Consider the following 13,536-nt stretch of genomic DNA (forward strand, 5'->3'; position numbering starts at 1 on the left):
TTCATTTTTATTGAGTTTTTGTATTGTCGGAAACTGATGGACCATTTGTCGATTTTGATGGTCCTGATGTATCCGAAGTCGGTGCATTACCGGGTTCTTGTTTAGCTGGTATTTTTTCTAGTGGTTTTGCATCTGAATTTTTGCTGTCACTTGAACTTTTTTTATCTTTGCTGACGGGTGCAGTTTTACTTTGTTTACTGCTACTTGTTGGTTCACTACGCTTAGTGGAATGTCCAATGGATGTATCTGTTGCTGGTACTGGTTTTGCCGTTGCTGGAATGGAATTTTCGTATTCCAAGATCTGACGCTCCATCGCGGTTGTCATACTCATATTCATAGTGAGATCCAAGGCGTTTGCCAAAGTTTGTCTTAATTCTTTGATATTTGGAATCCAATAGCTTATTTCATCAATATAAAGAGGTCTGCCTGGAACCATATCAGTTTTTAGACCATTTTTTTGTGATTCTTTGATCGTTCCAGCAAATTCAATCATTTGGCGAATCGACATATCTGTTTTGATCGAATTACTGACTTCTTTAATAATCGACGGTATTTTCATAATAATCGATGGTGATGCTATTTTGTCGAAAATCGCTTTCATGAATTTTTGTTGACGCTGAATACGTCCAAGGTCCCCTTCTTCATCACGGTAGCGGACATAGGTAATAGCCGTTTTACCATCCATATGCTGCATGCCTGGCTGTAAGTTAATTACGAGACCGCCATCATCATCCCAAGGGTCTTCATAATACATGCGCTTTTCTACATCAATATCGATGCCACCAATGGTATCAATAATACGTTGAAAGGCATGTGTATCAATAATGATGTAATGATCGAGTGTTACTCCGAGAAAATTTTCTACAGTATTTTTGGTTAATTCATGCCCGCCAAAAGCATAGGCATGATTGATTTTATCAAAGCCATGATTTTTGATTTTGACGCGTGTATCACGGGGAATTGAAAGGAGTGAAGCCTGATCTTTTTTTGGGTCGATTGTTGCTACCATTAAGGTATCACTGCGCCCAACATCATCAGTGCGGCTGTCTACCCCCATGATCATAATATTTGCTTTATCTTTTGCTGAGAGCATACCCTCGCTTGGCGGTGGTTTAGGAGCATCAAAATATCCGGAGGCTGCAAAAAGAGCTCCTGCAGATGCTGCGAGAATAAATAGAGCAATAAATGCAATAAACCACTTTGTAGTGGTAGTCATTTTTTTCGGTTTGTCTTGCGGAAGATTCATAAAACACACATACCTTCTTCATTTTAAAATTAATTTTATGGATTTTTAAGTCTAGTTATTTTTAATAATTTAAAAGCATATCTCTCTATTATAAATTTATATGATTTTTAGTGCAATTATTATTTTAAAATAACACAAGAAGATTTGATTTATCTTAGAATTCCATAAATATAGCATGAATTAACGCAGGCCGCTTATGTTTTATTAATCGAGTGTTTTGCTGACTTTTTTGATAGCGAGACCCAGTGTGGCTACAATGAAAATAACTAAGGCAAAGATTTGTCCCCATAATAAAGTGATGCTATTTTTTGCATCACCACTTTCGATTTTTTGATTCACTGATTCAAAACTAGAGACGACATATTTGATATCAAAATATTCGCTGGCTGTGAACTCTGTTAAAAGATCACGCCTTTCGGCACTTACGGATTGATCAAAAACGACGGCTTTTAGATGTTTGACATCGGTATTGATGACAAATTCGAAAACGAGTAATTGAGCAATCGGCCTCATGACCATCATGGCAAAGGTAATATTGTCGCGTTTCATTTGAATGAATTCCTTAACGAGTAATGCGCGCCAACGCATCATTTCGCGACATTCTTTGTCTGGGCTTTTATATAATGGACAAATACATCATCCATCATAGGATGAATGATCTCATAAGACCAATCCTGAAGCCGTGCAAGGTGTTCATTAACCATCAGGAGATAGATATCCTTACCAAAGATATAAACATCCTCATAGGGAATCTCAGCTTGTTGAATTTGTGTAAGCAGGGCCAGGGAGTCTTCGCTTTTTAATGACAGAAGTTTTCCTGATATGCTGGTTTTTAACTCGCTCGTAGTGCCAGTTGCAACTAATGTTCGGCTTCATCCATGAAATGAGTCGTAACGAGCACGGTTGACGTTGACCGTTTCAGCTATTTTACGGATAGAGACTTTGTCCAAGCCATTATTGGCAAAAGTACAATGGCGGCGTTGATTAATTTTGTTTGACTGGATAAATTTTTCTTTTACGAAAGTTATCCACAGGTAAATCTGAATATTTTTTCTGTTTAAGCACAAAATATGGATGTTTTGTGTGGATAAAGTGCAATATTTAGAGTTATGCACTATTTTATCCACATATCCACAGGCAAGTTATTTTTTTGGATAAAAATGGAATATCATGAATTCTTGATTTTTTGCAGGACTAATTGTAAAATTAGGAGAATATTTTAATACAAGTGGGGTGAATATATGGTTTCAGAATGGGAATTATTATTACGTTTGACATTATCTTGTATTTTGGGTGGTGTGATAGGGTATGAACGACAATCGCGGCGCAAGTCAGCAGGTTTACGGACGAATGTACTGGTTTGTTTGGGCTCATGTCTGATCATGGTTCTTTCCGAGGCCATTTATCAACAGGTTGAAGGTTTGACAAATGCAGATCCCGCTCGTTTGGCCGCACAGGTGGTCAGTGGGATCGGTTTTTTGGGTGCTGGTGCCATTATGAAAGAAGGACTTACGGTTACAGGGCTCACGACAGCTGCTTGTCTTTGGGTTGTTGCTGGTGTGGGACTGGCGGTAGGCGCGGGCTTTTATTCTGGAGCACTGTTTACTTCGGCGTTAGTGTTTGGTACACTCGGTACATTGTCACGATTGGATGACTGGGTAACACATGAAAAAAACTTAGCGATTATGATTCAAACAATAGATACACCGGGCCAGCTGGTTCATATTAGTGAATGTTTGGAAGATTTACAGCTTAAAATTAGAAGTATTAAAGCAAAGAGTGATACAGAAGATATTATGATAATAGATCTTTTTATTTATAATCATAATGGGTTGAAAACGATTTTTATTGTGCAGGCCTTAAAGCAACTCGAGGGCATTATCAGTGTGGATGTTGAATAGATTTTTGTAAAAAAATAAAAAGGCGGACTCAAAATAAAAATTTTGAGTCCGCCTTTTTGAGTTACTATTTATTTCGTTAAAGGTTTCTTTAAAATTGCTAACAGTATCATGCCGACCACTGAACCAATGGCGATTGCTGCCAAATACATGAGGGGGTTACCGATTGTTGGTACAACGAAAATACCGCCATGTGGAGCACGAAGTGTGCAGCCAAAAGCCATCGAAAGCGCACCAGCTGTTGCTGAGCCAATGATGCAAGACGGAATAACGCGTAATGGATCGGCTGCGGCGAATGGGATGGCCCCTTCCGTAATGAAGGAAAGACCCATAATATAGTTCGTAATACCTGATTTTCTATCACTTTCAGTAAAACGATTACCAAAAAATGTAGTGCAAAGGGCAATAGCAAGTGGCGGAACCATACCGCCAGCCATAACGGAGGCCATAACGCCGAATTCACCATTTGCGAGAGCGCCTGTACCGATAACATAGGCGGCTTTATTGACAGGACCACCCATATCAACAGCCATCATGCCACCGAAAATAACACCCAATAAAATTCTGCTGCTTGGATCCATGTTTTTGAGTGTATCCATCATCCAAGTGTTGATACCAGCCACTGGTGGGTTGATGATAAAGGTAATGAGGACACCCATGAAAAATACACCAAGTAATGGGTAAATAAGAACAGGTTTAATACCTTCAAGTGTTTGCGGTAGACCCGAGGATATTTTTTTCAGTCCGAGGACGATGTAACCAGCTGCAAACCCTGCAAGTAGTGCACCTAAAAATCCAGATCCACCGGAATTCGCTAATGCACCGCCGACAAAACCAACAGCAAGACCAGGACGGTCAGCAATACTCATGGCAATAAAACCAGCGAGTACTGGCAGCATAAAACCAAATGATGCACCACCAACACCCATGAAGAAAGCAGCGAGTGGTGTATTAGAGCCGAATTTACTTGGATTGGCTGGATCAAACACATCGAATAAGAAAGCAAGGGCGATTAAGATACCACCGCCGATAACGAATGGCAGCATATGCGATACGCCATTCATCAGATGTTTATAGATTTGGCGGCCGACGCTTTCCGATTCATCCGAATCAAACGAAGCTGAATCGGTATTTGCTGTATGATTATAGATTGGAACGGTACCGCTGATCGCTTTATTTAAAAGTTCTTCTGCTTTATTTATACCATTTGATACTTTTGTTTGAATAACAGGTTTGCCATTAAAGCGAGCCATTTCGACATTTTTATCAGCGGCTATAATAATGCATTCGGCATTTTTGATATCTTTGGCGGTTAGGGTGTTTTTTGCCCCACCAGATCCATTGGTTTCAACTTTGAAAGGAATACCCATTTGCTTAGCATGCTGTTCAAGGCTTTCTGCAGCCATGAATGTATGGGCAATACCTGTCGGACAAGCTGTAACAGCAAGTACACGATACCCATCAGTTGGGGTCGTTTCTGGTTTGGCATTGAATTTTCCAGCTTCTTTTGTATCGATTAATTTTAAAAATTCTTCTTTTGATTTTGCTAGAATTAAAGCTTCTTTAAATTCGGGGTCCATAATGAGTGTAGCTAAACGGCTTAATACTTCAACATGCAAATCGGCTGCAGTGTCTGGAGCGGCAATCATAAAAAACAATCTTGCTGGCTGGCCATCAAGTGAATCAAATTCAATACCATCTTTAATAACCATAGCTGCGAGACCAGCTTCTTTTACTGCACTGCTTTTGGCATGTGGGGTAGCAATGCCGTCACCAAGGCCGGTTGTGCCAGATTCTTCACGAGCGAATACCGCTTTTTTATACGTTTCTTTGTCTGAAAGGTTACCGCCTTTTTCCATAAGATCGGCGAGGGTATCAATGGCGGTTTTTTTATCAGATACTTTTGCATCGAGGGAAATACTGTTTAATTTTAATAAGTCCGTAATACGCATAATAAAATCCTCCCTTTGTTTTCATAATAAGATATGGATTGACTGCACCGGCAATCAGTTCGGTTTATATGAAGGAATTATTCCCGCATTCTGGTATAATTCCCTGGAACCCGATATTTATAGGTCTTTAGATTGTCTTTAGCAATGCTTCAACTTCCGGCCTGGTAGCCAGGTTTTCGGAGAAGGCTGATGCGGAACCGGTAGCTACTCCCATATGAAAAGCTTGCTTCAGATCATTTGACTCGAGATAACCAGTAATAAATCCGGCCACCATTGAGTCACCTGCACCAACAGAATTAACCAGAATTCCTTTTGGCGCTGCACTTTTGAAGAATTGACCATCGGCAGTTAATAAGATTGCTCCGTCGCCCGCCATGGAAATCAGAACATTTTGGGCACCTTTTCCTTGCAGCTTTTTCGCATATTCAACGATTTCGGCATCGGTTTTTAAAACGACATTAAACATTTCACCAAGTTCATGATTGTTCGGTTTAATGAGGAATGGTTTATATTTGAGTACATTTAATAGTAAGTTACAGGTTGCATCAACCACGATATGGATACCTTTATCCATGAGACGACTCATGATTTTTTCATAGATGTCATCTGGGAGAGTGTTTGGAATACTGCCTGCTAAAACGAGAATGTCATCTTCTTGCAGTGCATCTAGTTGTGAAAATAATTGAGTGAGTGCTGCTTGATTAATTACGGGACCCTGTCCGTTAATTTCTGTTTCATTCTCAGCTTTAATTTTGACATTGATTCGAGAATTGCCATCATCTAGTTTGACGAAATTACTGTTACAGCCAAAACTCTGAAGCTGGCGTTCGATTTCTTTACCAGTAAAACCAGCAATAAAACCAAGTGCTGTAGAATTGAAACCAAGATTTTTTAAAACGATGGATACGTTGATTCCTTTGCCGCCGCCGAGAATTTGTTCATATTTGGTGCGATTTATTTCACCGGCAGTGAAAGAATCAAGACGGATAATATAGTCTAAAGACGGATTAAATGTTACTGTATAAATCATGATTTTCATTCACCTCGATAATATTTGTATAGTCTAGATATTTTTTATCTGTTAATGTTGTTGTAATAATTGTGGCACAAGATATATTCGCGAAGGTAATCGGTGATATCTTATTGAACTTTGAATTGTCAGCCAATACAAAAGCTTTTTTACATCGTGACAAGGCTTCGCTCTTTACCAAACCTTCACTCGAGTCGGGTGTTGAAAACCCAGATTTTGTGCTGATACCGTTCACGCCGAAAAAACCTTTGGTAAAATTGTAAGATCTTAAATTATTCATTGCTTCCGTACCGATCATCGCAGCAGTGGTTTCCTTTAATTCACCACCAATGACAAAAACTTTAAAACCGCGGGTAACTAATTTTGTTGCATGTATGATACCATTCGTGACATAGGTGGCATGCGATTCGGTTAAATGTTCTATCATAAGTTCGGTCGTTGTGCCAGCATCAATATAAACAAAATCATTACGCTCAACCATCGCTGCGGCAGCTTTGGCAATTGTCGCTTTTTCGTTCATATGCATATCATGTTTGGTAGTCACATCTTCTTCACGGGTACTATAATTATTGTCGATCGAAGTTGCACCACCATATACTTTATATAATTTGCCGCTTTGATGAAGGGCTGTTAAATCACGTCGGATTGTCGATTCTGAAGAATTTAATATCTTGGTTAATTCAAGAACCGTTACAGCTTTTTTTTCATCAAGAATTTTTAAGATGGTTGCATACCGTTCTTCAGTGAGCACATCAATCACGCCTTTCTAAGCTAAATATATCACTCAGAATAGGTCAAAGTCAATCATAAAAATAAAAAATATTCATATAAAACGTCAAAGTCAATCACAAATAAATCCGTTCACCTAAAGGAAAATAGGATATTATTTAAGTAAATATAAGGTTAAATATGCATCTGTATTATATATTTGCTTAAAGTCAAGTAATAGGCGGAATTTTAGATTAAAATGCATAATATTCAGATTAAATCATTTTTTAAAATATGGTTTTAATGCTCTGTAATTGGCTGTGAGGCGCATCGGCATTTGCCAGAACTTAACTTATGTATGTATAATATATAGTATATAAAGAAAAGGAGAACTGATTTATGACCGAAAATGAAATGATATTAGATCCCGAATTAGCTGCGGAACAAAAACGTAAAGCAAAGCATCGAAAAAAAGTCCAGGCTTATATCAAAAAATATGTAAGTCTATTTATTGGTTCGATTATTACCGCCGTAGGATTGGAAATTTTTTTAGTCCCGAATAATATTATTGATGGTGGAGTGGTTGGGATTTCAATTATGGCTAGTGCGTTGACGGGGCAGCCATTAGGAATTTTTATTATCCTATTTAATCTACCGTTTTTATATCTTGGTTATAAGCAGATTGGTAAAAGATTCGCTTTTTCAACGACGTTTGCAATTATTTCCCTATCGGCTTGGACCGCTTACTTTGGACCCGTCGAAAAACTTACGGGTGATTTATTTCTCGCAGCAATTTTTGGCGGAATCATCACAGGACTAGGCGTAGGTCTCATTATTCGTAATGGCGGTTCGCTGGATGGCACGGAAATTGTGGCAATTATTTTAGACAAAAAAAGCAGCTTTTCTATTGGTGAAGTAGTGATGTTCATCAATCTATTTATCTTAAGCAGTGCCAGTCTGGTGTTTAGCTGGGATAAAGCCATGTATTCATTGGTTGCTTATTTTGTTATATCAAAGATGATTGATATTGTCATTAAGGGGCTCGATGAATCCTATGCTGTTATGATTGTTACGGAAAATCATGAAGAAATTACAGCAGCAATCATGGCTCGACTTGGTCGTGGGGTTACGCTTTTACATGGTGAAGGCGGCTATACGGGTGATCCGAAAAAGGTTTTATATAGTGTGGTAACTCGTTTGGAAGTCGATAAACTTAAGGAAATTGTTATGGAAAAAGATGAGGCTTCTTTTGTGACGATTAATCCGGTTCATGATATTGTCGGTGGTATGTTTAAGAAAAAGGCAATTCATTAATAAATAAGGCAAAATAAAAAAAAAGAAATGACCAAGGCAGTTTATTCCTGCTGGTCATTTCCTTTTTTTATGGTTTTATTATAGAACGCATTAAAAAAATTACAGCTTATCAGTCTGTCAGAAGGGGGTATAGGGGATCGTTTGCTTCCTCCGTAACGGCTACTCAACCCTATACCCCCTTCCTGACGATTGCCATATAGAATATTTAATGCAATTTATATATATGCGATGAAAATATTATGGATTGATCGTTTCTTTGTAGACTTGTTTGCCATCTTTAAATTCGATGACAACCGCTGATTTGATTGGATTATGGTTTTCATCAAGACTGATATTACCGGTTACGAGTTGCAGACCGGATGTTGCCACCAAAGCATCTTTGATTTTGAGTGGATCAGCGCTGTTGGCACGTTTTATAGCGTCAATTGCCATATATGCAGCATCATAACCGAGGACTGCTGGTGCATCTGGCACTTGACCATATTCTTTTTTATAAGCTTCAATAAATTTTACAATTTCTGGAGTTTTGGCATCAGTTGCATAATGGTTGGAAAAATATGTGTTATTGAGTGCATCTGGCCCTGCAATATCAACGAGTTTTGTTGAATCCCAGCCATCACCACCGATGATCGGAATAGTAAAACCGATTTCCCGGGCTTGTTTAATAATTTTACCAACTTCTTCATAATAACCAGGGATAAACAATACATCTGGATTGCTGGCTTTGATTTTCGTTAAAGTAGCTTTGAAGTCTTGGTCTTTTTGCAAGTAAGCTTCTTTTGCTACAACTTCACCGCCATTTTTAACAAAACTTTCTTCAAAATACTGTGCTAATCCTTTCGAATAATCAGCACTATTATCGATAAATATTGCAGCTTTTTTCACTTTTAATGTTTTTGTAGCAAATTGCCCCATTACAGTTCCCTGAAAAGGATCAATGAAACAGACACGAAAAGCAAAATCGTTTAATTTGCCATCATTGACAGTTACCTTTGGATTGGTAGAAAATGGTGTGATAAAGGGAACTTTATTGTCAGCTGCAATTTGCGCAGCGGCAATGGTGTTCGACGAGGCTGCGGCACCTAAAATTAAAGAAACATGATCCTGCGTAATTAATTTTGTAACCGCATTAGTCGATTCGGATGGTTCAGATTTGTTATCGGCAACGGTAAATGTCACTTGTTTACCCAAAACACCACCAGAAGCGTTTACTTCTTTGAGAGCAAGTTTGATGCCGTTGGACATAGATTGTCCATAAGATGCGGTACTTCCCGTCATTTCGAGATTACCACCGATTTTAATGTCCTTGGAGTCACCAATTCCGGCACAGCCAGAAACAAAAACAGAAAGGATTAAACCTGCAATACATAAATATTGTTTAACCATGGAAAAGCCTCCTTTTATCGTACGATTTCTATAAAAAGCAAAAGAACCTAGCACAAAGACCAATACTCCTTAGCTCGGAGTGTTGGTTTGCGCCAGGCATCATTGCGAGATTTTATATTATTTTCTACCAAATGAAAAAATAGGTCTGATCATTGTTTGGTTACGAGACAAATTTTAAACTTTTCTGGAATATTGCCGCCAACTCCTGTTCGGTTGGTGGTAGTAAGGTATTGGCAATATTTGCGGCACCTGCTGCTTTTTCACTAAAAAGTTTAACTTCTTCAGCGGTGATTGTATCGGTTTCGCCTAAAAGATGATGCATTTTTGCCGCAAATTCATCAATTGTCTTCATGTGCAATAGCTGAAGGATTGTGTGTATCTTCTCATGGTACGATACATCAAGAAAACGCAGATATTCGGCGAGCAGCAAACCGTTGGCACGACCGTGGTCAATTCCTTTAAAATAGGTTAAGGAATATCCCATTGAATGAACGGCTGTTGTGCCGGTATGAGCAATGACGATACCGCCGAGCATGGAAGCATAAAGCAATTTTTCACGAATTTCAAGGGTGGGATCTTTGCTGATATACGGTAGGCATTCACCTAAAAGCTGTAAGCTCTTTTCGGCAAAAATATTGCTGAATGTGGTTGCTTTAACGGATAAATAACCTTCCAGAGAGTGGGACAAAGCATCAACGGCAGTATGAATGGTTACGCGTTTTGGCAGTTTTGCCGTATAACGAGCATCGAGAAAAGCTAGCTTCGGGAAAATACCGTTGTGTGCTATTGAGGTTTTTGTTTCCAAATTCGCATTACTGAGAATAGAATATTGTGTCACTTCACTACCGGTTCCCGCTGTCGTTGGAACGGCTGCAACTGGCAGAAATGGCTGAGGATAGGGCCCGGTGAATAATTGTTGGTCATCAAGTTCATTGGTGGCAAGCACGGCGATAGCTTTGGCTGCATCAAGCGGTGAGCCGCCTCCAATGCCAATAACAAAATCAACTTTTTTTTCACGGGCAATTTGCGCTGCTGCGCGTACTTGATCAATTGTTGGATTACTGGTGATTTGATCGAAGAGAATATAAGAAATACCAATGGATTCAAGGGCTTCTTGGATATCTAGTAACGAACCATTTAATTTTGCTGAATATTTTCCCGTGACAATAAAAGCTTTTTTGCCGAGCGTATGTAGTTCAGCAGCATGTTCTTTTACACATTTTTTGCCGAATATTATTTTTGTCGGTAGAGCAAAACGAAACATAAAATACCTCCTAAAGCTTGGTGGTGACCCCAAGCGTAGTATCAATTTTTATTAGAGTGTTTGGTCAACGCTGTACAGCACTTCATCTAAAATGGTCATTGCTTCTTGCAGTTGGTTTTCGGTGATGATGAGCGGTGGTGCAACCATAATCATGTTTTCGTGTGAATACGTTACGAAACCTTTACTGATTAGATTTTTAATAATACCACCCATGATACCTTTTGGATCTTGTCCATAAGCGACCAGAGGCTCTTTGGTCTGTCTATCTTTTACAAGTTCCAGGGCGGAGAATAGACCGATATAACGGACATCGCCAATACAAGGATGTTTCATTTTTAAAGCTTCGAGCAGTTCACCAAGTACTTTACCGACTTTTTCGACATTTTCTAAAATATGAGCCTCTTTATAATATTTGAGGGCAGCAACACCGGCGGCACAGGCGAGCGGATGGGCACTGTACGTCAAACCGCAAAGTAAAGTATGGTCATCAAAATAAGTAGCAATTTTTTTGCTGACAGCCACGCCGCCGAGCTGCACATAACCACAGGTAATTCCTTTGGCAAACGAGACGATATCCGGTTTCACATCAAAGTGTTCAAAGCCAAACATTTTACCGGTACGACCAAAACCCGCCATGACTTCATCGCAGATCATCATGATGCCATAGTCATCGCAAATTTGGCGGACACCTTTGAGATAACCTTTGGGCGGGATGATTACACCATTTGAACCTGTAATGGTTTCCATGACAATGGCAGCGATGTTATCGGCACCTTCATAGAGAACCTGTTCGCGCAGTTTTGTGATATAAAAAGCAGTGGCCGCTTCTTCGTCGGCAAAATTGATTGCTTCACGATATACATAAGGATCAAAGAATTTGATGAAGCCGGGAATTCCGGGTTCGAGTGGATAGCGGCGTGGTTCACCGGTTAAGTTTCCAGCACCAAAGGTTGATCCGTGATAACTTCTATAACGACTGAAAACTTTGTTTCGCCCCGTAAACATTCGCGCCATTTTGATGGCGTTTTCATTGGCATCGGCCCCACCGTTGGTAAAAAATACTTTGCCCATGTTGTCCGGCATCAGCTCAATCACCATTTTAGCGAGAGTTGAACGTGATTCTACGGCATAGCCTGGTGCCATAAAGCAGAATTGATCCGCCTGCTGTTTAATTGCAGCAACGATTTCTTTATTGCTGTGACCGAGATTAAGGTTAACAAGCTGAGATGACATATCAGTATACCGTTTGCCAGCATAATCGAAAAAGTAGATGCCGTCACTTTTTTCTACGGCAATTGGATTTAAATTACCCTGTTTAGACCAAGAGTGTAAGTTGTATTTTAAATCTTGTTCTTTGATTTCTTGTTCTGTCATGTAAAATCGCCTCTATCTTTATAAATTTTGAAATAAAAAAGAGCAATGAAAGGCTTTAATCGAAAGCTCCATTGCTTTGCATTTTTATGTATGCATTTGTCTCGCTGGGTTGATTATAGCATCAGCAAAAATCAAATACAATCAATTGAAACCCAAAGTCTTTTGTGCTAAGACACAGTTTTATTTCAAGTGTTCATAAGATATCCTTGATTTTGTAAGCTAATAAAATTCGTAGGCGGTCTTCGACGCTGTTAATCGGACAGTTCATGATTTCTTTGATTTTTTTTAGTTTATAATTGATGGTGTTGCGATGAACAAAGGTTAGTTTGGCGACGGTCTGTACACTAGCATCGTTTTCAAGATAGCATTTTAACGTCAGTAAATAGTCGGTTTTATTGGCGGCATCATAGTCGGCCAGACTGCCAAGCGTATCATTATAAATTTCATATAGCACATTGATATCACCGCTAGAGAGCAGGATTTTGTAGATTCCGACATCTTTGTAATAAATTTTGTCGATTTTATTTTTTTGCGAAAGGCGCAGTACCGAAATGGCCTGCTTATAACTTTTGCTTAACAGCAAAAGACCGCCTTTATTTTGGCCAATTCCAATATGACAAGCATAAAGCCGATTTTTTTTCTCATAATGCTGCAAGATTTTATCAATGCAAGTTTCTAGGGGCTTATCCTCCGTGTTAGCAAAGATTATGAGCAGTTGATTATTGTGGATGGAGATACAATAATGCTCTACCAGATGGCTAATAATGATCTCACTAAAGGATTGAATTTCATTTAGTAGTTTTTCACTGTGATCTTCTTTATCTGTTTGTACAGCCAGCACTACAGCACAATAATGCCAGTGAATGTTAAAACCTTGTGATTCGAGTTGAATTTGATAATAGGAACTTTTTTCCGGAAAAAAAATGGCATTTTTAAAAGCTTCGGCTACATTGAGTTCTTTTTGTTCCCGATGAATAATGCAGCGGCAAAAATAACGTGTCACATCCACAAGATGAATCTCCCATGGTATGGTGAATAAAGGAAATTCATTTTCTTTGCAATATTGAATGAGTTCAGGTGGTACTGTCTTGATATAAGGTCCCGTATTGACAATCAGACCAGCGGCATGATGGCTGACAAGACCTTTGGCAAAGGAGAGCAGCCACGTTTCACCCTGATGACCGATACCAGTTGTGAAGACGAGTTCATTGCCGCGCAGAAAGGTAGCGGCTGTTTCATCTTCAATCATATGAACCCATTGGACACTATGATTGATACCAGATTCGCCAGCAATCAACTTCATGCGATAGATTCTTTCTGCTTTTTGATAAAGATAAGCCAATCGAATTGACATAAGCATCCGT

General features: G+C 39.1%; 11 protein-coding genes. 2 read left to right on the top strand and 9 right to left on the bottom strand.

Translation table 11 applies throughout. From position 1 onward, the window contains the following. Positions 1-7 precede the first annotated feature (7 nt). Entirely contained in the window at positions 8-1,246 is a 1,239-nt protein-coding gene (locus F606_RS0116505) for an LCP family protein (protein WP_019554997.1), read from the bottom strand. 204 nt (positions 1,247-1,450) lie between these two features. Next, entirely contained in the window at positions 1,451-1,837 is a 387-nt protein-coding gene (locus tag F606_RS0116510) for a hypothetical protein (RefSeq protein ID WP_019554998.1), read from the bottom strand. A 650-nt stretch (positions 1,838-2,487) separates the two neighbouring features. Here F606_RS0116510 and F606_RS0116520 point away from each other — a divergent pair. Then, complete coding sequence (locus tag F606_RS0116520) at positions 2,488-3,147, top strand: MgtC/SapB family protein (RefSeq protein ID WP_019555000.1); 660 nt, start codon at positions 2,488-2,490, stop codon at positions 3,145-3,147. Between the two features lie 68 nt (positions 3,148-3,215). Here the strand turns inward: F606_RS0116520 and F606_RS0116525 are convergent, their stop codons facing one another. The 3 genes from F606_RS0116525 to F606_RS0116535 form a co-directional block, all read right to left on the bottom strand. Continuing rightward, positions 3,216-5,096, bottom strand: coding sequence for a PTS fructose transporter subunit IIABC (locus F606_RS0116525; protein WP_019555001.1), 1,881 nt, complete (start codon positions 5,094-5,096; stop codon positions 3,216-3,218). Positions 5,097-5,223: 127 nt separating this feature from the next. Beyond that, complete coding sequence (gene pfkB / locus F606_RS0116530; protein WP_019555002.1) at positions 5,224-6,126, bottom strand: 1-phosphofructokinase; 903 nt, start codon at positions 6,124-6,126, stop codon at positions 5,224-5,226. After that, a complete protein-coding gene (locus F606_RS0116535) occupies positions 6,104-6,877 on the bottom strand; it encodes a DeoR/GlpR family DNA-binding transcription regulator (RefSeq protein ID WP_019555003.1) in 774 nt (257 codons plus the stop codon). Before F606_RS0116535 ends, pfkB begins: the two co-directional genes overlap by 23 nt. Positions 6,878-7,233: 356 nt before the next feature. Here F606_RS0116535 and F606_RS0116540 point away from each other — a divergent pair, with 356 nt between their 5' ends. Then, the gene (locus tag F606_RS0116540; RefSeq protein WP_019555004.1) at positions 7,234-8,148 is read left to right on the top strand and encodes a YitT family protein; all 915 of its coding nucleotides are present in this window, start codon (positions 7,234-7,236) and stop codon (positions 8,146-8,148) included. Between the two features lie 237 nt (positions 8,149-8,385). On the opposite strand, the gene F606_RS0116545 is transcribed toward F606_RS0116540, so the two are convergent. The 4 genes from F606_RS0116545 to F606_RS0116560 form a co-directional block, all read right to left on the bottom strand. Beyond that, the gene (locus tag F606_RS0116545; RefSeq protein ID WP_019555005.1) at positions 8,386-9,534 is read right to left on the bottom strand and encodes an ABC transporter substrate-binding protein; all 1,149 of its coding nucleotides are present in this window, start codon (positions 9,532-9,534) and stop codon (positions 8,386-8,388) included. A gap of 160 nt (positions 9,535-9,694) precedes the next feature. Continuing rightward, entirely contained in the window at positions 9,695-10,798 is a 1,104-nt protein-coding gene (locus F606_RS0116550) for an iron-containing alcohol dehydrogenase family protein (RefSeq protein WP_019555006.1), read from the bottom strand. Positions 10,799-10,849: 51 nt separating this feature from the next. Then, positions 10,850-12,172, bottom strand: a complete 1,323-nt coding sequence (locus F606_RS0116555; RefSeq protein ID WP_019555007.1) for an aminotransferase class III-fold pyridoxal phosphate-dependent enzyme — start codon at positions 12,170-12,172, stop codon at positions 10,850-10,852. 193 nt (positions 12,173-12,365) lie between these two features. Further along, a complete protein-coding gene (locus F606_RS0116560) occupies positions 12,366-13,526 on the bottom strand; it encodes a PucR family transcriptional regulator (protein ID WP_019555008.1) in 1,161 nt (386 codons plus the stop codon). Between the last annotated feature and the right edge of the window lie 10 nt (positions 13,527-13,536).

Origin of the sequence: Propionispira raffinosivorans DSM 20765 (assembly GCF_000381065.1) — a bacterium.
Classification (GTDB): Bacteria; Bacillota; Negativicutes; order Selenomonadales; family Selenomonadaceae; genus Propionispira; species Propionispira raffinosivorans.

Excerpts from the sequence above, each read along its gene's own strand:
- F606_RS0116505 (WP_019554997.1), bottom strand. The coding sequence starts at position 1,246 with ATGAATCTTCCGCAAGACAAACCGAAAAAAATGACTACCACTACAAAG.
- F606_RS0116510 (WP_019554998.1), bottom strand. The coding sequence starts at position 1,837 with ATGATGCGTTGGCGCGCATTACTCGTTAAGGAATTCATTCAAATGAAA.
- F606_RS0116520 (WP_019555000.1), top strand. The coding sequence starts at position 2,488 with ATGGTTTCAGAATGGGAATTATTATTACGTTTGACATTATCTTGTATT.
- F606_RS0116525 (WP_019555001.1), bottom strand. The coding sequence starts at position 5,096 with ATGCGTATTACGGACTTATTAAAATTAAACAGTATTTCCCTCGATGCA.
- pfkB (WP_019555002.1), bottom strand. The coding sequence starts at position 6,126 with ATGATTTATACAGTAACATTTAATCCGTCTTTAGACTATATTATCCGT.
- F606_RS0116540 (WP_019555004.1), top strand. The coding sequence starts at position 7,234 with ATGACCGAAAATGAAATGATATTAGATCCCGAATTAGCTGCGGAACAA.
- F606_RS0116545 (WP_019555005.1), bottom strand. The coding sequence starts at position 9,534 with ATGGTTAAACAATATTTATGTATTGCAGGTTTAATCCTTTCTGTTTTT.
- F606_RS0116550 (WP_019555006.1), bottom strand. The coding sequence starts at position 10,798 with ATGTTTCGTTTTGCTCTACCGACAAAAATAATATTCGGCAAAAAATGT.
- F606_RS0116555 (WP_019555007.1), bottom strand. The coding sequence starts at position 12,172 with ATGACAGAACAAGAAATCAAAGAACAAGATTTAAAATACAACTTACAC.
- F606_RS0116560 (WP_019555008.1), bottom strand. The coding sequence starts at position 13,526 with ATGTCAATTCGATTGGCTTATCTTTATCAAAAAGCAGAAAGAATCTAT.